Genomic DNA, 18,786 nt, shown 5'->3' on the forward strand with positions numbered 1-18,786 from the left:
CCAGTGCATCGGGCGCCGACAGCGGCTCGTCCAGCAGCAGCAAGCCCGGCGAAGTGGCCAGCGCCCGCGCCAGCGCAATGCGCTGCTGCTGGCCGCCCGACAGCTGGCTCGGGTATTTGGCTTCGCTGCCCGGCAGGCCTACGAGCTTGACGAGTTCGCTCACGCGTTTGGCGGCCTCGGCCCTGGGCGTCTTGCGGTTGACCAGGCCATAGGCCACGTTGTCGGCCACGCTGAGGTTGGGAAACAGCGCATAACTCTGGAAGACGATGCCGTAATCGCGCAAGGCCGGCGGCAAACGCGAAATGTCACGGCCGCCCTGGTGCACCTCACCCGAGGTCTGCACCTCCAGGCCCGCGATGATGCGCAGCAAGGTTGTCTTGCCGCAACCCGAAGGCCCGAGGAAACAGACAAACTCGCCCTTGCGGATGTCCAGGTTGATGTCTTGCAGCGCGGTGAAGCCGCCGAACTCCTTGCGGATGTGGCGCAGGTTCAGAAAGGTGTCGTTGTTCATTCGTGGGTCATACGTATGTATTGCCTGGGGCGCGCCGATACGGAAAGCAAGCAGCCGCGTGGAACCGGCTTAGCCGGGCCACAGAGGCTGTCCCCCTGAGGGGGAGACAGCGGCCAAAGGCCGCTGACAGGGGGCTACTACTTCTTTTCTGTTTTGGAGTTATAGCGCTTGGTCCACTCGTTCAGGATGCGCTCGCGGTTGTCGGCGGCCCAGCTGAAGTCCATCTTGACGAGGCGGGCTTCATAGTCTTTCGGCACATTGGCCAGCGGCGGTGCCAGGCCGGGCTGCGCGGTGATCGCGAAGTTCTTGCCGTAAAGCATCATGGCGTCCTTGCTCGAAGCCCAGTCGGCCAGCTTTTTGGCGGCGTCCAGCTTCTTGGTGCCCTTGTGGATGGCAAACGCTTCCAGGTCCCAGCCCAGGCCTTCCTTGGGGAACACCAGGTCGATGGGCGCGCCTTTGGCTTTGTTGGTGTTGCCGCGGTACTCGAACGAGATGCCGGCCAGGAACTCGCCGGCGGCCGCCATGTTGCAGGGCTTGGAGCCCGAGTGGGTGTACTGCGCGATGTTTTCATGCAGCGCGTCCATGTACTTCCAGCCACCTCCCTTACCGTCCTTGTCGCCGAACAGCGTGAGCCAGGCGGTCACGTCGAAGTAGCCGGTGCCGCTGGAGGCCGGGTTGGGCATGACGATCTGGCCCTTGTAGATAGGCTTGGTCAGGTCCTGCCAGGTCTCGGGCGTGGGGATGTTTTTCTTCTTGGCCTCGACGGTGTTGAAGCACACGGTGGCGCCCCACACGTCCATGCCGAACCAGGCGGGGACCTTCTTCTTGTCACGGTACTGACTCATGATCCCATCAAGATTGATGGGCGCATAGGGCTCGAGCATGCCCTGCTTGTCGAGCAGCGCCAGGCTGGAGGCGGCCACGCCCATGATGGTGTCGGCTTGCGGATTGGACTTTTCGGCGAGCAGCTTGGCGGTGATCACCCCGGTCGAGTCGCGCACCCACTTGATTTCGATATCGGGATAGACCTTGTTGAAGCCTTCCTGGTAGGCCTTGATCTGGTCGGTTTCCAGCGCGGTGTACACCAGCAACTGGGTTTTCTGGGCGAAGGCGCCGGTGGTGGCGGCCAGCAAGCCGAGGAGGGCGATCGCCTTTGACAGGGATTTGAGTTGGGTAGCCAGCTGCATAAAAAGTCCTTTGTGGAAAGCCTGCAATGTTGTGACTCGTTCGTGTCGGGGTGACACTGCGATGACCACCTGTGTTCAGGCCGCCAACCCAGCTCATTTTTTATTTAACGCCGACCCTTCTATCTTGTCAATTGTTTATTGCAGATTGTTGACAATCTACATTTTTGTGCTTCAATTCAGGGCATGAACGCTGCTTTGCATCCCACCATCGCGCAACTCCAGAACAGCTCTCTCACCACAGTGGTGCAGCAGGAAATCGAGCGTGCCATCCTTGCCGGCGAATACGAGCCCGGCAGCAAATTGATCGAGGCCACGCTGGCTGAAAAAATGGGCGTCTCGCGCGGCCCGGTGCGCGAGGCCTTCCGCATGCTCGAAGAGGCCGGCCTGGTGCGCACCGAGAAGAACCGCGGCRTCTTCGTGCGCGACATTCCCATCGACGAAGCCGTCGAGATCTTCGACCTGCGCGCGGCCATGGATGAACTCGTCGGCCGCCGCCTCGCGGAAAACATCACCGCGGCGGAGGTCAAGGAGCTCAAGGCCCTTGTCGATGCCATGGAGAAAGCGGTCAAGGCCGAAGACCCCCATGCCTACCACCTGCTGAACCTCACCTTCCACGACCGCATGGTCGAGATGGCGGGTAACCGCAAACTGACCGAAATCTACCGCAAGCTCATCAAGGAGCTTTCGCTGTTCCGGCGCCTGAACCTCGCGGACGGCTGGCTGATGCCGATGTCGGCCAATGAGCACCGGCTGATCGTCAAGGCCATTGCCTCGGGCGACGCGGATTCGGCCGGCCGCGCGATGTTCCAGCACGTGATCGAAAGCAAGGAGCGCACGATAGAAAACGACCTGCGGCGCCAGGCGGGGCAGCAGGCAGATGCGGCGGCCGCCAAGCCGGTTCCCGTCAAGCTCGTTTCCAGCAGCACGGGTGCGCGCAAGGAAAAAGACAACAAGGACAAAATGAAGGAAGGGCCCTCACGTGGCAAACGCTGAACCGGCAACCGAACTGAAAGTCAACGGCAGGGCTTACAAGCTGCCGGCCAAACCCACGGTGGTGGTCTGTGTGGATGGCTGCGAACCCGACTACCTCGCGCAGGCGGTGGCGACGGGCCAAATGCCCTGGCTCAAGCGCACGCTGGCGCTGGGCTCGGGCCTGACGGGCGACTGCGTCGTGCCCAGCTTCACCAACCCCAACAACCTCTCCATCGTGACCGGCGCGCCGCCCAGCGTGCACGGCATCTGCGGCAACTACCTGTTCGACACGGCGAGCGGCACCGAGGTCATGATGAACGACCCCAAGTGGCTGCGCGCGCCCACGCTGTTGGCCGCGCTGTCCGACGCCGGGAAATCCCTGGCGGTGGTGACGGCCAAGGACAAGCTGCGCAAGCTGCTGGGCCACAAGATGAAGGGCATCTGCTTTTCGTCCGAGAAGGCGGACCAGGTCACGCTCGAGGAAAACGGCATTGAGGACGTGCTGGGCCTGGTGGGGCAGCCGCTGCCCAGCGTCTACAGCGCCGATTTGTCGGAGTTCGTCTTCGCGGCCGGTGTCAAGATCATGCAGAAGTACAAGCCCGACGTGATGTACCTTTCGACCACCGACTACGTGCAGCACAAGCATGCGCCCGGCACAGACGGCGCCAATTCCTTCTACCGCATGATGGATGGCTACATGCAGCAGCTCGAGGACCTGGGCTGCGTGATCGTGCTCACGGCCGACCACGGCATGAACGCCAAGGTCGCCATGGACGGCACGCCCGACGTGATCTACCTGCAGGACTGGTTCGACAACTGGCTGGGCGCCACCATCGCGCGCGTGATCCTGCCGATTACCGATCCTTATGTGGTGCACCACGGCGCGCTGGGTTCCTTTGCCACGGTCTACCTGCCGGAAGGCACCAACATCGAGGTTGCGCGCAAACGGCTGGCGGCACTCAAGGGCATGGAGCTGGTGCTTTCGCGCGAACAGGCGGCCGAGCGCTTCGAGCTGCCGCCCGACCGCATCGGCGACATCGTGGCGGTGTCCGAGCGTTTCACCGTGATCGGCACCTCGGCCTCGCGTCACGATCTCTCGGCACTTGAAGTGCCGCTGCGTTCGCATGGCGGCATGAGCGAGCAGCGCGTGCCGCTGATCGTGAACCGCGCCCTGCCCGGGTTGGATCGCAACCGGCGATTCCGCAATTTTGATGCCTTTGACCTGGCGCTCAATTACGCCCAGTAAGCCCAAGCCCTATGTCATGAAAGCCGCAGAGTGATTGACCAATACATCCAGGACCACCAGCTCAACGCCATGCGCCTGTCGGGTCGCAAGGTCGGCTCGGGCCGAAGCAGCGACCGTGCTATTGAGGTGTTCAATCCCTATACCGCAAAACTGCTGGGGAYCGTGCCCAAGGCTACGCTGGAGGAGGTGCAGCAGACCTTTGCCAGAGCGCATGCCTACAAGCCCCAGCTCACCCGCTACGAACGCGCCGCCATCCTGAACCGCGCGGCGGCCATCATCCAGTCGCGCCTGTCCGAGGTCGCGAACCTGATCACCGCCGAAGCCGGCCTGTGCCTGAAAGATGCGATTTATGAAGCCGGCCGTGTCAGCGACGTGCTGCTGTTCGGCGCGACCGAGGTGCTCAAGGATGACGGCCAGATATTCAGCTGCGACCTCACGCCGCACGGCAAGAAGCGCCGCGTCTACACGCACCGCTCGCCGCTGTTGGGCGTGATCACCGCCATCACGCCCTTCAACCACCCGATGAACCAGGTGGCGCACAAGGTGGTGCCCAGCATCGCGACCAATAACCGCATGGTGCTCAAGCCTTCCGAGAAGGTGCCGTTCTCGGCCATCCTGTTCGCCGATATCCTGTACGAGGCCGGCCTGCCGCCCGAGATGCTGAGCGTGGTGACAGGCGATCCGCGCGAGATCGCCGACGAGCTGATCACCAACCCGCTGGTCGACTTGGTGACCTTCACGGGCGGCGTGGCCATCGGCAAATACATCGCGTCAAAAGCCGGCTACCGCCGTGTGGTGCTGGAGTTGGGCGGCAACGACCCCATCATCGTGATGGAGGACGCCGACATAGCCGAAGCCTCAACGCTGGCCGTACAGGGCTCCTACAAAAACTCGGGCCAGCGCTGCACCGCCATCAAGCGGCTTTTGGTGCATGAGGCGGTGGCGGGTGAGTTCGTGGAGCAGGTGCTGGCCAAGACCCTGGCCTGGAAGTATGGCGATCCGGCCGACAAGGCCAACGACATGGGCACCGTGATCGACGAGCAGGCCGCCATGCTGTTCGAGTCGCGCGTCAATGAAGCCGTGGCGCAGGGCGCGAAGCTGCTGGCCGGCAACCAGCGCCGGGGCGCGCTCTACTCGCCCACGCTGCTGGACCACGTGTCGCCGCGGATGACGGTGGCCCGCGAGGAAACCTTCGGCCCGGTCTCGCCGGTGATACGCTTCAAGAACATCGACGAAGCCATCGAGATCTCCAACGGCACGGCCTACGGCCTGTCGAGCGCGGTCTGCACCAACCGCCTCGACTACATCAACCGCTTCGTCAGCGAGCTGCACGTCGGCACGGTCAATGTGCGTGAAGTACCCGGCTACCGTCTCGAGCTAACGCCCTTTGGCGGCATCAAGGATTCGGGTCTGGGCTATAAAGAAGGTGTACAGGAAGCGATCAAGAGTTTCACGAACTTGAAAACTTACTCGCTCCCCTGGAATGCATGATCTGTGAGGAATTCACATGCTGAGCTTTGACGACATCGAACACCTTTTCGCAGAGCGCGGCGGTGAACAATACAGCGGCGAACCGGTGACGCAGCTGCAGCATGCGCTGCAGACCGCGGCGCTGGGCGAGGCCGAGGGCGCGAGCGATGCGCTGGTCACCGCCGCCCTGCTGCACGACCTCGGGCATCTTTTGCACGACCTGGGCGAAACGCCTTCGCTGCGAGGTGTGGACGACGTCCACCAGTACCGCGCCCTGCCATTTCTGCGCGGCCTGTTTCCCGACGCGGTGCTGGACGCGATCAAGCTGCATGTGGACGCCAAGCGCTACCTGTGCGCGGCACGGCGCGGCTACCACTCCAGCTTGTCGGCCGACTCCAAGCGCAGCCTGCTGCTACAGGGGGGCATTTTTTCGGCCGAGGAAGCCGCGCACTTTATCGCCCAACCAGGTGCCGCGGATGCGGTGAAGCTGCGCCTCTGGGACGACCTCGCCAAAGACGCGGACATGGCCACGCCGCCGCTGGCGCACTTCCTGGCGCGGGCACGGCGCTGCGTCCTCGTTGTTTCCGGGCCTGCGCTTGCCGTCTGAAATCCTGGTCCTGACCTGGCCAGTGGTGGGCGCCGTGCTGTTCGGCGCGCTGCTGCACGCGGGCTGGAACGCGCTGGTCAAGTCCAGCGCCGACAAGGCGCTGGACATGGCGGTCATTCACCTCATTGGCTCCGTGCTGGCCTTGCCGCTGGTGCTGCTGGTCGGCTGGCCGCGCGCTGAAGCCTGGCCATTCATCGGGGCCTCGGTACTGATCCATATCGGTTATTACATTGCGACCACGCGCGCCTACCAGCATGGCGACCTGGGCCTGACCTACCCGCTGATGCGCGGTGTCGCGCCGCTGCTGGTGGCGCTGTCGGCCAGTTTCACCCTGGGTGAAACGCTCACGCCGCTGGCCTGGGCGGGCATTCTGGGTATCTGCTGCGGCGTGCTGGTGCTAGGCTTGAGCCGCCATGCCCTGCATGCGCCCAAGGCGGTCGGCTTTGCGCTGGCCAATGCGCTCATCATTGCCGTCTATACCGTGGTCGATGGGCTGGGCGTGCGCGCTTCAGGCAACGCCTTGCAGTACGTCGCCACCCTCTTCCTGTTCGACGGATGGCCTTTCGGCCTGTTGATGATGGCGCGGCGCGGGCGCGCCATGGCCGCTTATGCGCGCCACCGCTGGCCGGTGGCCACCGGCGGCGCGCTGGCTTCGCTGGGGTCCTACGGCATCGCGCTGTGGGCCATGACGCGCGCGCCGGTGGCCACGGTGGCGGCGCTGCGTGAAACCTCGGTGCTGTTCGCCGTTCTACTCGGCGCGATATTCCTGAAAGAAGCATTCACCGTGCGGCGCGCCATCGGCACGGCCGCTATCGTTGCGGGTGTGATGGCGCTGCGCCTGGCATGACCACCTCTATACTGACACCATGCCTTTCGTCTCTTACACGCGCAACTTCGAGGACGTGATACTCAATCGCGTATTCGACTCGGTTGCGCAGGGCTTCTATGTCGATGTGGGCGCCTACCACCCGGCCGCCGACAGCAACACCTACGCAATGTATTTGCGCGGCTGGCGCGGCGTGGCCATTGAACCAGCGCCCGGCATGGCGAGCCTGTGGGCCGAGTTGCGCCCCGACGACCTCTTGGTCCAGGCCGCAGCCGGCGCGGAAAGCGGCCACACCACATTTTTCACGTTCGGCGACGCCCAGCAGTATTCGACGACGACGCCCCAGACCGCCGAGCTGCATCGTTCGGGGGGTGCGCAGGTCATGACGACGATGGTCCCCCTGGTTTCGCTGAACGACGTGCTCGCCAGGCACCGCCCCAGCGGCGACATTCACTGCCTCAGCATCGACGTGGAAGGCGGCGAGCGGGCCGTACTGGAAGGCCTCGACCTGCGGCGATACCGGCCCTGGGTCATCATGCTCGAGAGCGTCGAGCCGGGAAAGCCGGTGCCCAACCACGCGGCCTGGGAGCCGCTGCTGCTCGCCCATGACTATGAGTTCGTCTATTTCGACGAGGTGAACCGCTTCTATGTTGCGAGAGAGCAATTGCACCTGAAGCGGTTCTTTGCGTGCGGCCCCTGCGTCTGGGACGACTTCATCCACATCGACCTGGTCACGGCGCGCAGCGAGTTGGCGCAGGTGCGTGCCGAGCTGGAACAATTGCGGCTGCGCAGGCCCTGATGCTTCCCCCGCACGCACAGGTCGTGATTGTCGGCGGCGGCATCGCCGGCTGTTCGGTGGCCTACCACCTGGCCAAAATGGGCAAGACCGACGTGCTGCTGCTCGAGCAGGGAAAGCTCACCAGCGGCACCACCTGGCATGCGGCCGGGTTGGTCGGCCAGATGCGGCCCAACCGCAACATGACGCAGATGAGCAAGTACGGCATCGAGCTGTATGCATCTCTTGAAGTCGAAACAGGCCTGGCCACAGGCTGGAAGCAATGCGGCAGCGTCAACGTGGCACGCACGCCCGAGCGCATGAAGGTGCTCAGGAAGCAGGTCGCCATGGCCAACAGCTTCGGCGTCGAATGCCATGAGATTTCGCCGCAGGAAGCCGGCGACAAATACCCCATCATGCGCACCGATGATTTGCAGGGCGCGATCTGGCTGCCGGGTGATGGCAAGGCCAACCCGGCCGATCTGTGCATGTCGCTGGCCAAGGGCGCGCGTAATCGCGGCGTGAAGATCGTTGAAGGCATAGAGGTCACCGGCGTCATCATTGAAAACGGCAAGGCGGTGGGCGTGAAAACCGCGCAGGGCGAGGTGCGCTGCGAAGTCATCGTCAACTGCGGCGGCCAGTGGGCGCGCCAGTTCGGCAAGCTCGCGGGCGTGAACGTGCCGCTGTATTCGGCCGAGCATTTCTACATCGTCACCGGCAAGATTCCGGGCGTGCATCCCATGCTGCCGGTGATGCGCGACCCGGACGGCTACATCTACTACAAGGAAGAGGTCGGCGGACTGGTSATGGGCGGCTTCGAGCCGCAGGCCAAGCCCTGGAAGATGGACCCGATTCCGTCCACCTTCCAGTTCGAACTGCTGGACGAGGACTGGGACCAGTTCGAACCGCTGATGACAGCCGCGCTGCACCGCACACCCTGCCTGGAAACGGCCGAGGTCAAGATGCTGCTCAACGGCCCGGAAAGTTTTACGCCGGACGGCAATTTCATCCTGGGCGAAGCGCCCGAGCTGCGCAACTTTTTTGTCTGCGCCGGCTTCAACTCGGCCGGCATCGCCAACAGCGGCGGCGCGGGCCGGCTCATGGCCGAATGGATTGTGGGCGGCGAGCCCAGCACCGATTTGTGGGACGTGGACATACGCCGCTTCGGCAGCTTCACCGGCAACCGCAAGGCGCTGGCCGAGCGCACCGGTGAAACCCTGGGCCTGCACTATGCGATGCGCTGGCCGCGGCAAGAACTGGAAACGGCGCGGCCGCTGCGTACCTCGCCGCTGTACGACATCCTGGCCGCCAAAGGGGCGGAGTTCGGCAGCAAGAATGGGTGGGAGAGGGCGAGTTATTTCAAGCCCAGCATGGATATTTCTCCCTCCCCCTCTGGGGGAGGGCAGGGGTGGGGGCCCGCCGCGTCCGCTGCGGCCCCCATCCCAACCTTCCCCCAGAGGGGGAAGGAGCAATTCCATCCAAGACCAGAGTACACGCTCGATAAACCCGGCTGGCTTCCCTGGATGCTCGAAGAGCAGAAGGCCACACGCGAAGCCGTGGCCCTCTACGACCAGACTTCCTTCTCGAAATACCTGCTGCAGGGCCGCGATGCGCTGGCGGTGCTGCAGCGCCTGTGCGCCAACGAGATGGACGTGCCGATCGGCAAGATGGTCTACACCGCCTTGCTCAACGAACGCGGCGGTTTTGAGAGTGACCTCACGGTGATGCGCCAAGCCGCCGATTGCTTTATGGTCATCACTGGTTCCGCACAGACCGTGCGCGACTTCGACTGGATCACGCGGCACATCGGTGAAGCGGAGCATGCGGTGCTGACCGACGTATCGGCGATGTATTCGGTGCTGTCGGTGATGGGGCCGAAGGCGCGCGAGTTGATGGCGCTTGTCAGCCCCGACGACCTGTCGCCCGAGGCCCTGAAGTTCTCATGGACAAAAGAGATCGACGTCGGCTTTGCGCGCGTGCGCGCGGCCCGCATGAGCTATGTGGGCGGGCCGGGCTTTGAGCTTTACGTGCCGATCGAGATGGCGCGCCACGTCTACCTGGCGCTCATGGAGGCCGGACAGGCGCTGGGCATTCGCGACGCGGGCTACTACGCGCTGGACGCCCTGCGCATAGAACAGGGCCGGCGCGCCTGGGGGGCGGAACTCGGCCCGGACGAAACGCCGTGGGAAGCCGGACTGGCTTTCAGCGTCAAGCTCGACAAGCCCGCCGATTTCATCGGCAAGGCCGCGCTGCTTCGCACACAGGGACTGCCGCTGCGTAAAAAGCTTGTCACGCTGGTGTTTGACACGGCTGATGCTTTTGCCTGGGGCGGCGAGGCCATCGTGCTGGGCGGCCAGTCAGTGGGCGAAATTTCGTCGGTCGGCTGGAGCCCGCTGGCTGGGGCCTGCGTGGCGCTGGGCTATGTGCGCGGCGATAGCGCGAACCAGGCGCATGCCGGAACGCCGGCGCAGATCGAACTGTGGGGCGAGCGCGTCACCGTCAAGCTGTACGACCGCTGGCCGCGAGCCACCAAAGCAGGCTGAGCGCGTCCCTTATCCGCCTTCAGGCAAATCCATGCCGACGAAACGCACGGTGACGCGCGTGCCCGGCGTTTGCGGGTGCCCTGGCAAGGCGGCATCTTCGATCGAAATCGTCGCACCGTGCTGCTTGGCGATTTCCAGGACGATGGCCAGGCCCAGGCCGGAGCCGTCGACATTGGTGCCCAGTGCGCGGTAAAAAGGCTGGAACACCAGTTCGCGCTCTGACTCCAGGATGCCGGGCCCCGAGTCTTCCACCAGCAGCACCAGCACGCCGCTGAAGCGGTCGGTCATCAGCCGCAGCGTGACCTGGCCTTTTTCGGGCGTGTAGTTGATGGCGTTGTCGAGCAGGTTGCGCACCAACTCCTTGAGCAGGGTGGCGTTGCCTTCGAGCTGCGTCGCCTGCTCGCCCGCGTCGGGGCCGTCGTAGCCGAGGTCGATCTGCTTTTCGAGCGCGCGCGGCACCGAGTCGGCCATGACTTCCGAGACGATGTGCACCAGGTCGATGTGCTGCTTGGCGAGGCTGCGGCCGGTGGTTTCGGCGCGTGCCAGGGCCAGCAACTGGTTGACGGTGTGCGTGGCGCGAATGCTGGCGCGGCCTATGTGCTTGAGCGATTTCTTGAGCTCGTCGGCGTCGGTTTCGCGCTGCGCCAGGTCGGCCTGCATGCGCAGGCCCGCCAGCGGCGTCTTGAGTTGGTGGGCGGCATCGGCCAGGAAGCGCTTTTGTGTGGTCAGCGAGACCTTGAGCCGGCTCAGCAGGTCGTTGATGGAGGACACCAGCGGCGCAACCTCCTCAGGCACCGCGGTTTCGTCGAGCGGGCTCATGTCGTCGGATTTGCGCGCGCGTATGCGCTTTTCGAGCTGGGCCAGCGGCTTGATGCCGCGCACCAGCGCCAGCCACACCAGCAGCACGGCCAGCGGCAGCGTGACGAACTGCGGCACCATGGTGCCCTTGACGATTTCGGTGGCCAGGGTCTTGCGCTTTTCCAGCGTCTCGGCCACCTGCACCAGCACCGGCAGCGAACTGGCTGGCGCGCCCTTCACATCGACCTTGAGCCAGGTATAGGCCACGCGCACGTCCTCGCCCTGGATCACGTCCTCGCGCAGCCGCACCTCGCCGTTGGTGGGCTTGTCTTCGTCGGGCGGCGCGGGCAGGTCGTGCTCGCCGCTCAGGTGTTCGCCCTGCGTGCCCACCACTTGGTAGTAGACAAGGTCGGTGTCGTCGGCGCGCAGGATTTCGCGCGCGGGCGCCGTCAGGGTGAACTGCACCTGGTTGTTCTTGACCACCACCAGCTTGGCCAGCGCCTGCACGTTGTATTCGAGCGCGCGGTCAAAGGGCTTGCCCGCGATGTTCTGCGCAACCAGCCAGGTCAGCGCCAGGCTGATGGGCCACAGCAGCAGCAGCGGCGTGAGCATCCAGTCGAGGATCTCGCCGAAGAGGCTGCGGCGTTCGCGCTGGAAGAGTCTAAGGGCCACGGATCAAAAAGCGTGGGAGCAGTTCACTTACCGCGCATTTTCTTCACGCCAGCAGGGGCCGCGGAACCGGCTTTGCCGGGCCGCAGGCGCAACGCCCCCTCGGGGGGCAGCGAACCACACGAAGTGGGGAGCGTGGGGGCCACATTCAACCCGGGATCTTTTCAAGGCAGTAGCCCAGGCCGCGAACCGTTGCGATTCGCACCGGCCCTTTTTCAATTTTTTTGCGCAAGCGGTGGATATAGACCTCGATCGCGTTGTTGCTGACTTCCTCGCCCCATTCGCAGAGGCGCTCCACCAGCTGGTCCTTGCTGACCAGCCGTCCGGCACGCTGCAGCAGCACTTCGAGCAGGCCGAGTTCGCGGGCCGACAGCTCCAGCATCTGGCCGTCTATGGTGGCAACGCGGCCGGCCTGGTCGTAGACCAGCGGGCCGTGCTTGATGGTGCTGCTGGCGCCGCCCATGCCGCGGCGTATCAGCGCGCGCACGCGGGCTTCGAGTTCCTGCAGCGAAAACGGCTTGGCCATGTAGTCGTCGGCGCCGTAGTCCAGGCCCTTGACGCGCTCTTCGACGCTGTCGGCGGCCGTCAGGATCAGCACCGGCATGGCCGAGCCGCGGGCGCGCAGTCGCTTGAGCACCTCCAGGCCGTGCATGCGCGGCAGGCCCAGGTYGAGGATCAGCAGGTCGAATTCGGTGTTGGTCAGCAGCGCGGCGTCGGCCTCTGTGCCGCTGGCCACGTGGTCGGCCGCCGCACCGGAGGCGCGCAAAGTGCGCAGCAGGCCATCGGCCAGCACCTGGTCGTCTTCGGCAATCAGAATACGCATGGTTGTCTCCAGGATTGGTCCGCAATACGAAGTCTGCGGGCTAGTGTTTTACTTCTTCAGCAAATTTTAGGCTTTTGTCGCCCCAGGTTTGCTGACGTTGCCAGGGTCAAGCGCCAGCATAAGCTTCAAGTCCCAGCGCCACCACGGTCGCCACATCATGCCCCACAGCCTGGCGGAATTCGTCTTCGGCTCGGCGTACCGCCTGGTGGAAAGCCTCCAGCCAGAGCAGGCCCGATTCGGTGAACACCACGCGGCGGGCGCGTTTGTCGTGCGGGTCGGGCTGGCGCGTGACCAGGCCCCAGGCTTCGCACTGGTCGACCAGGTCGCCCATGGCTTGCTTGCTCATGCCGGCGCTTTGCGCCAGGTCGGTCAGGCGCGAGCCGCCCACCGCGAGGTGGCGTGTGATGTGGATGTGCGCGGCGCCGACCTGGTCGCGCGCGGCCAGGTTGGAAAGCGCCAGCGGCACCTCCACGCTGCTGGCCATCAGCGAGAGCACGCGCTCGTCGAAGCGGCGCAGCGCATGGCCCATGAGCCGCCCCAGGTGGGTCTGCCGCCAGCCGGCATCGGTCGCGCCGAAGGGGCTGGAAAGCGAGGGCGAGAGTGTCGTGGATGTCGTGTCCGCCATGAAAACCATGGTATCTCAATTGATCAGGCAAACTGACTAAAAATAGGGTTTACTTATTTCTATCGCGCCCATAAAGTACTGGTCATGTATCCAGCGCTGTGATTAAAAGCAGAGGCTGGAATCCAGGCAACAAGTTTTACATCATTGATTTTCAAGGAGTTTTTCATGGAACTGACCAGCAAACTGAATCCCGCCCAAAACCCCGTGCAAACCGCCGCCCTGAATACCGAAAAGGCCAAGGCCCTGCAGGCCGCGCTGGCCCAGATCGAAAAGCAGTTCGGCAAAGGCACCATCATGAAGCTGGGCGACGGCGAAGTGATCGAGGACATCCAGGTCGTTTCCACCGGCTCGCTGGGCCTGGACATCGCCCTGGGCGTGGGCGGCCTGCCGCGCGGCCGTGTCGTCGAAATCTACGGCCCGGAATCCTCGGGCAAGACCACGCTGACCCTGCAGGTCATCGCCGAAATGCAAAAACTGGGCGGCACCTGCGCCTTTGTCGATGCCGAGCACGCGCTGGACATCCAGTACGCGCAAAAACTGGGCGTCAACCTGCAGGAACTGCTGATCTCCCAGCCCGACACCGGCGAACAAGCGCTTGAAATCGTCGATTCGCTGACCCGCTCCGGCGCGGTGGACCTGATCGTGGTCGACTCGGTGGCGGCGCTCACGCCCAAGGCCGAACTCGAAGGCGAAATGGGCGACTCGCTACCCGGCTTGCAGGCCCGCCTGATGAGCCAGGCGCTGCGCAAGCTCACCGCCACCATCAAGAAGGCCAACTGCATGGTCATCTTCATCAACCAGATCCGCATGAAGATCGGCGTGATGTTCGGCTCGCCCGAAACCACCACCGGCGGCAATGCGCTGAAGTTTTACGCCTCGGTGCGCCTGGACATCCGCCGCATCGGCTCCATCAAGAAGGGCGAAGAGGTCATCGGCAACGAAACCCGGGTCAAGGTGGTCAAGAACAAGGTGGCCTCGCCGTTCAAGACGGCGGAGTTCGACATCCTCTACGGCGAGGGCATCAGCCGCCTGGGCGAGGTACTGGACCTGGGTGTGGCCGGCCACATCGTCGAGAAAGCCGGCGCCTGGTACGCCTTCAACGGCGAAAAAATCGGCCAGGGCCGCGACAACTCGCGTGAATTCCTCAAGGAAAACCCGGAACTCGCGATCGAGATCGAGAACAAGGTGCGCGAATCGCTGGGCATCCCGCTRGTACAGGTTGCCGGCGGCGTGGACGCCCCGGCTGAAAAGCCCGCCAAGGCTGAAAAAGCCGAGAAGGCCGAAAAACCCGCCAAAGCGGCCGCCTGATTTTTATGCCAAATAAGGCTCTAGCCCAGTTGGAGCAGGCGCTAATAGCTATCAACAAGCTAGCGCGCGTGTTGGGCTCGGCCTGTTAGCCATGGAAAATCCGGTAGATCACAAGCCAGCCAAACCCGCCCGTCGTGCGGGTTTTGGCCTTTCTTTGAAGGGCCGCGCGCTGCGTTACCTGGCCGCGCGTGAGCATTCGCGCGCCGAGCTGGAGCGCAAGCTGGCGCCGCATGAGGAAACCCCCGGCCAGCTGGCCAAGGTGCTCGACGATCTCGAAGCCAAGGACTTCATCAGTGAGGCGCGGGTGGTTGAGTCGGTGATTAACCGGCGTGCCGGGCGGTTTGGCGCGGCGCGCATCAAGCATGAGTTGTTGACCAAAGGCCTCAGCGCTGAGCGGGTGGCCGGCGCGGTTGCCAGCCTCAAAGGCAGCGAACTGGAACGCGCGCGGGACATCTGGCGCAAGAAGTTTGAGGGTCCAGCACCCGACGCTGCGGCGCGGGCAAAGCAGATGCGGTTTCTGGCCGCTCGGGGCTTTGGCGGCGACGTGATCCGCCGCGTGGTGTCCCAAGCTGATGAGGACTGAAGCCAGGCTTACAGCCCGAGCATCAATTTCAGGTTCTGAACTGCGGCGCCCGAAGCGCCCTTGCCCAGGTTGTCCAGCCGTGCCACCAGCACCGCATGGCGGTGCTCTTCGTTGGCGAACACGCGCAACTCCATCTTGTTGCTGTCGTTGAGCGCCAGCGCGTCCAGTTTTCCCGATTCAGGTGCGGCTTCCACCGTCACCCATTCGCTGCCGGCGTAGTGTTTGGCCAGCATGTCCTGCAACTGCACGCCGGTCGGCTTGCCGGGCAGCAAGTCCAGGTGCAGCGGCAGCTGCACCAGCATGCCTTGCTTGAAGTTGCCGACCGAGGGGATGAACACCGGGCGGCGTGACAGGCCGGTGTACTTCATGATTTCGGGCAGGTGCTTGTGCTTCAGGCTCAGGCCGTAGAGTTCAAACAGGGGCGCGGTGCCGGCCTCGTAGTCCTCGATCATCTGCCGCCCGCCGCCGGAGTAACCACTCACGGCGGGAAGGCTCAAAGGGAAGTCGGCCGGTATCGCGCCGGCGTCGACCAGCGGACGGATCAGTGCGATCGCGCCGGTGGCGTAGCAGCCGGGGTTACCGACGCGGTCGGCGGCCGCCACGGCGGCGCGTTGCGTCTGCGTCAGTTCGGGAAAGCCGTAGACCCAGCCGGGCACGGTGCGGTGGGCGGTGGAGGCATCGATGACTTTAGGTTTCTTGCCGGTGAGGCTGTCAATCATGGCCACCGACTCGCGGGCCGCGTCGTCGTGCAGGCAGAGGATCACCATGTCCACCTGCGCCATCAGCGCGCGCTTGGCCGCGGCATCCTTGCGCAACTCGGGCGCGATGCTGACCAGCTCGATTTGCGGCATGGCTTGCAGCCGCTCGCGGATTTGCAGGCCCGTGGTGCCGGCTTCTCCGTCAATAAAAACTTTGGGCATGGGGACTTCCAGGTGCTGACAACAGAAATGGAATACGCAAATAAGGCAAACAAAGCAAATACAAGGTCGCGGGGCCGTCAAAAACACCTCAAAAAGCCCATTTCGGCGCCATTTCGGGGTGTAAGCCCGGCACAAGAATTGTGCGTCGCACCATGATACAGTTCTGCGTTGCTGCCTGCAGTGACCGCCGACGTGGTTTTTTGGGCCGGTGTGGCCTGTTTCCGACACCCCACAGCCCTGCCCCAAATCCCAGTTGCACCCCCTCTTTTACTGAATTCTGAAGGTTTTTCATGAAAATTCACGAGTACCAGGGCAAGGAAATCTTGCGCAATTTTGGTGTGCCTGTGCCGCGCGGCATTCCGGCCTTCACGGTGCAGGAAGCGGTGGAAGCCGCCCAGAAGCTGGGCGGCCCGGTGTGGGTGGTCAAGGCACAGATCCATGCGGGTGGTCGCGGCAAGGGCGGCGGCGTGAAGGTTGCCAAGAGCATCGAGGACGTCAAGCGCATTGCCGGCGAAATCCTGGGCATGCAGCTGAAGACGCACCAGACCGGCCCTGAAGGCCAGAAAGTCCGCCGCCTCTATATTGAAGACGGCGCCGACATCAACAAGGAATATTACATTTCGGCGGTGACCGACCGTGAGTCGCAAAAGGTAGCCTTCATCGCTTCCAGCGAAGGCGGCATGGACATCGAAGAGGTGGCCCATTCCAACCCCGAGAAAATCATCAAGGTGTTTGTCGATCCGCTGGTCGGCATGACGGACGCCCAGGCAAAAGAAGTCGCCGCCGGCATCGGCATGCCCGCCGACTCCGTCGCACAGACCGTCGACATCCTGCAAAAGCTCTACAAGTGCTACATGGACACCGACGCATCGCTGGTTGAAATCAACCCCCTGAACCGCAACAGCAAGGGCGAAGTCATGGCCCTTGACGCGAAGTTCAACTTCGACGCTAACGCGCTGTTCCGCCACCCTGAAATCGTCGCTTACCGCGACCTGGACGAGGAAGACCCGGCCGAAGTCGAAGCCAGCAAGTTCGACCTGGCCTACATCAGCCTGGACGGCAACATCGGCTGTCTGGTCAACGGCGCCGGCCTGGCCATGGCGACCATGGACACCATCAAGCTGTTCGGCGGCGAACCGGCCAACTTCCTGGACGTGGGCGGCGGCGCAACGGCTGAAAAAGTCACCGAAGCTTTCAAGATCATGCTGAAGAACCCCGATGTCAAAGGCATCCTGGTCAACATCTTCGGCGGCATCATGAAGTGCGACACCATCGCCGACGGCGTGATCACCGCCTGCAAGGCCGTGAACCTCTCCGTTCCGCTGGTCGTGCGCATGAAGGGCACCAACGAAGACCTGGGCAAGAAAATGCTGGCGGACTCCGGTCTGCCCATCATCGCCGCAGACACCATGGCCGAAGCCGCGACCAAAATCGTGGCCGCCGTCAAGTAAGCCCAGGAGAACACAAGCATGTCGATCTACATCAACAAACACACCAAAGTCATCACCCAGGGCATCACCGGCAAGACCGGGCAGTTCCACACCCGCATGTGCCGCGACTACGCGAACGGCAAAGAGGCTTTTGTGGCCGGTGTGAACCCCAAGAAAGCCGGCGAAGACTTCGAAGGCATCCCGATTTTCGCGAACGTGACCGAGGCCGCCAAGGCCACCGGCGCCACGGTGTCGGTCATTTATGTGCCGCCCGCCGGCGCGGCCGCCGCTATCTGGGAAGCCGTGGAAGCCAACCTCGACCTGGCCATCTGCATCACTGAAGGCATTCCGGTCAAGGACATGCTGGAAGTGCGTAACCGCATGAAGGCCAAGGAAGCCGCCGGCGGCAAGAAGACCCTGCTGCTGGGCCCCAACTGCCCCGGCCTGATCACCCCCGACGAAATCAAGATCGGCATCATGCCGGGCCACATCCACCGCAAGGGCCGCATCGGCGTGGTCAGCCGCTCAGGCACGCTGACCTATGAAGCCGTGGCGCAGCTCACCGAAATCGGCCTGGGCCAGTCCAGCGCAGTGGGCATCGGCGGCGACCCGATCAACGGGCTCAAGCACATCGACGTGATGAAGGCCTTCAATGACGACCCGGAAACCGACGCCGTCATCATGATCGGTGAAATCGGCGGTCCCGACGAGGCGGAGGCCGCCCAGTGGTGCAAAGCCAATATGAAAAAACCCATCGTTGGCTTCATCGCCGGCGTGACGGCTCCGGCCGGCAAGCGCATGGGCCATGCGGGCGCGCTGATTTCCGGCGGCGCCGACACGGCCGACGCCAAGCTGGCCATCATGGAAGCCTGCGGCTTCACCGTGACGCGCAACCCCTCGGAAATGGCCAAGCTGCTCAAGGCGCTGCTGTAAGGCAGCCAGAGGCGGCGGCGGTCGTAAGCATTAATACGAACGCTGCCCGCGCCTATCCGGGCTAAACTCGAAAAAACAAAAAAAGCGCTGCCCGGCGCTTTTTTTCATTGATAACAGGAGATAGCCATGTTTTTCGGACTGGACCTCGCGTCCCCGCTTTTCTGGAGCGCTTTCGGCTCCATCATCCTTGCCAACATCGTGCTGTCGGGCGACAACGCCGTGGTGATCGCAATGGCGGCGCGCACGCTCAAGCCCGAGCAGCGCGGCAAAGCCATCTTCTGGGGTAGCGCCGCGGCCATCGTCATGCGTATCGCCCTGACCATCGTGGCCATCCAGCTGCTGAGCCTGCCCTACCTCAAGCTCATAGGCGCCATCCTGCTGGTCTACATCGGCGTGGACCTCCTCAAGGGCGAGGAAGACGAAGACGGCGAAGGCCATGAAATCAATGGCATGATGGCCGCCATCCGCACCATCCTGATTGCCGACCTCGTCATGAGCCTGGACAACGTGCTGGCAGTGGCCGCCGCCGCCAAGGGCAACCTGCCGCTGCTGGTTTTGGG

Annotated in this window: 18 protein-coding genes; 12 read left to right on the plus strand and 6 right to left on the minus strand. The window is 63.6% G+C overall.

Features of this window, described 5'->3' with window-relative positions; all coding sequences use genetic code 11:
* On the minus strand, positions 1–511 hold a 511-nt coding region (locus AC1D0P_RS07105), incomplete at its 3' end, for an ATP-binding cassette domain-containing protein (protein WP_477676080.1).
* A 137-nt stretch (positions 512–648) separates the two neighbouring features.
* Positions 649–1,698 (minus strand): putative 2-aminoethylphosphonate ABC transporter substrate-binding protein, encoded by a 1,050-nt coding sequence (locus AC1D0P_RS07110; protein ID WP_477676081.1) that lies wholly within the window; start codon positions 1,696–1,698, stop codon positions 649–651.
* Between the two features lie 183 nt (positions 1,699–1,881).
* Here AC1D0P_RS07110 and AC1D0P_RS07115 point away from each other — a divergent pair, with 183 nt between their 5' ends.
* The 7 genes from AC1D0P_RS07115 to AC1D0P_RS07145 all read left to right on the plus strand — a co-directional run bounded on the left by AC1D0P_RS07115 (position 1,882) and on the right by AC1D0P_RS07145 (position 10,137).
* Complete coding sequence (locus AC1D0P_RS07115; protein ID WP_477676082.1) at positions 1,882–2,691, plus strand: phosphonate utilization associated transcriptional regulator; 810 nt, start codon at positions 1,882–1,884, stop codon at positions 2,689–2,691.
* Positions 2,678–3,916, plus strand: a complete 1,239-nt coding sequence (gene phnA, locus AC1D0P_RS07120) for a phosphonoacetate hydrolase (RefSeq protein WP_477676083.1) — start codon at positions 2,678–2,680, stop codon at positions 3,914–3,916. The genes AC1D0P_RS07115 and phnA overlap by 14 nt, the downstream gene beginning before the upstream one ends.
* 69 nt (positions 3,917–3,985) lie before the next feature.
* The gene (phnY, locus tag AC1D0P_RS07125; RefSeq protein ID WP_477676093.1) at positions 3,986–5,407 is read left to right on the plus strand and encodes a phosphonoacetaldehyde dehydrogenase; all 1,422 of its coding nucleotides are present in this window, start codon (positions 3,986–3,988) and stop codon (positions 5,405–5,407) included.
* Between the two features lie 16 nt (positions 5,408–5,423).
* On the plus strand, positions 5,424–5,993 hold the full coding sequence (locus AC1D0P_RS07130) for a phosphonate degradation HD-domain oxygenase (protein WP_477676084.1): 570 nt from the start codon (positions 5,424–5,426) through the stop codon (positions 5,991–5,993).
* The gene (locus AC1D0P_RS07135) at positions 5,983–6,840 is read left to right on the plus strand and encodes an EamA family transporter (protein WP_477676085.1); all 858 of its coding nucleotides are present in this window, start codon (positions 5,983–5,985) and stop codon (positions 6,838–6,840) included. Before AC1D0P_RS07130 ends, AC1D0P_RS07135 begins: the two co-directional genes overlap by 11 nt.
* A 19-nt stretch (positions 6,841–6,859) precedes the next feature.
* Positions 6,860–7,618 (plus strand): FkbM family methyltransferase, encoded by a 759-nt coding sequence (locus tag AC1D0P_RS07140; protein ID WP_477676086.1) that lies wholly within the window; start codon positions 6,860–6,862, stop codon positions 7,616–7,618.
* The gene (locus tag AC1D0P_RS07145) at positions 7,618–10,137 is read left to right on the plus strand and encodes a GcvT family protein (RefSeq protein WP_477676087.1); all 2,520 of its coding nucleotides are present in this window, start codon (positions 7,618–7,620) and stop codon (positions 10,135–10,137) included. Before AC1D0P_RS07140 ends, AC1D0P_RS07145 begins: the two co-directional genes overlap by 1 nt.
* 9 nt (positions 10,138–10,146) lie before the next feature.
* Here the strand turns inward: AC1D0P_RS07145 and AC1D0P_RS07150 are convergent, their stop codons facing one another.
* The 3 genes from AC1D0P_RS07150 to AC1D0P_RS07160 form a co-directional block, all read right to left on the minus strand.
* Positions 10,147–11,547, minus strand: a complete 1,401-nt coding sequence (locus AC1D0P_RS07150) for a sensor histidine kinase (RefSeq protein WP_477676094.1) — start codon at positions 11,545–11,547, stop codon at positions 10,147–10,149.
* Positions 11,548–11,752: 205 nt separating this feature from the next.
* On the minus strand, positions 11,753–12,427 hold the full coding sequence (locus AC1D0P_RS07155) for a response regulator (RefSeq protein WP_477676088.1): 675 nt from the start codon (positions 12,425–12,427) through the stop codon (positions 11,753–11,755).
* A gap of 106 nt (positions 12,428–12,533) precedes the next feature.
* The gene (locus AC1D0P_RS07160; protein WP_477676095.1) at positions 12,534–12,956 is read right to left on the minus strand and encodes a MarR family winged helix-turn-helix transcriptional regulator; all 423 of its coding nucleotides are present in this window, start codon (positions 12,954–12,956) and stop codon (positions 12,534–12,536) included.
* Between the two features lie 261 nt (positions 12,957–13,217).
* Here AC1D0P_RS07160 and recA point away from each other — a divergent pair, with 261 nt between their 5' ends.
* On the plus strand, positions 13,218–14,360 hold the full coding sequence (gene recA / locus AC1D0P_RS07165) for a recombinase RecA (protein WP_436157222.1): 1,143 nt from the start codon (positions 13,218–13,220) through the stop codon (positions 14,358–14,360).
* A gap of 91 nt (positions 14,361–14,451) precedes the next feature.
* Positions 14,452–14,943 carry a recombination regulator RecX gene (recX, locus tag AC1D0P_RS07170; RefSeq protein WP_477676089.1) on the plus strand — a complete coding sequence of 164 codons (492 nt, stop codon included), beginning with the start codon at positions 14,452–14,454 and terminating at the stop codon, positions 14,941–14,943.
* An 8-nt stretch (positions 14,944–14,951) separates the two neighbouring features.
* On the opposite strand, the gene argC is transcribed toward recX, so the two are convergent.
* A complete protein-coding gene (gene argC / locus AC1D0P_RS07175) occupies positions 14,952–15,863 on the minus strand; it encodes an N-acetyl-gamma-glutamyl-phosphate reductase (protein WP_477676090.1) in 912 nt (303 codons plus the stop codon).
* 290 nt (positions 15,864–16,153) lie between these two features.
* On the opposite strand from argC, the gene sucC reads away from it, so the two are divergent.
* From sucC to AC1D0P_RS07190, 3 genes are all read left to right on the plus strand, one after another.
* Positions 16,154–17,314 carry an ADP-forming succinate--CoA ligase subunit beta gene (gene sucC / locus AC1D0P_RS07180; RefSeq protein WP_477676091.1) on the plus strand — a complete coding sequence of 387 codons (1,161 nt, stop codon included), beginning with the start codon at positions 16,154–16,156 and terminating at the stop codon, positions 17,312–17,314.
* Positions 17,315–17,332: 18 nt separating this feature from the next.
* Positions 17,333–18,226, plus strand: a complete 894-nt coding sequence (gene sucD, locus AC1D0P_RS07185) for a succinate--CoA ligase subunit alpha (protein WP_477655578.1) — start codon at positions 17,333–17,335, stop codon at positions 18,224–18,226.
* A gap of 126 nt (positions 18,227–18,352) precedes the next feature.
* Positions 18,353–18,786, plus strand: a 434-nt coding sequence (locus AC1D0P_RS07190) for a YjbE family putative metal transport protein (protein WP_477676092.1), incomplete at its 3' end; no start/stop codon positions are given.

Source organism: Polaromonas sp. P1_G2 (genome assembly GCF_056405515.1).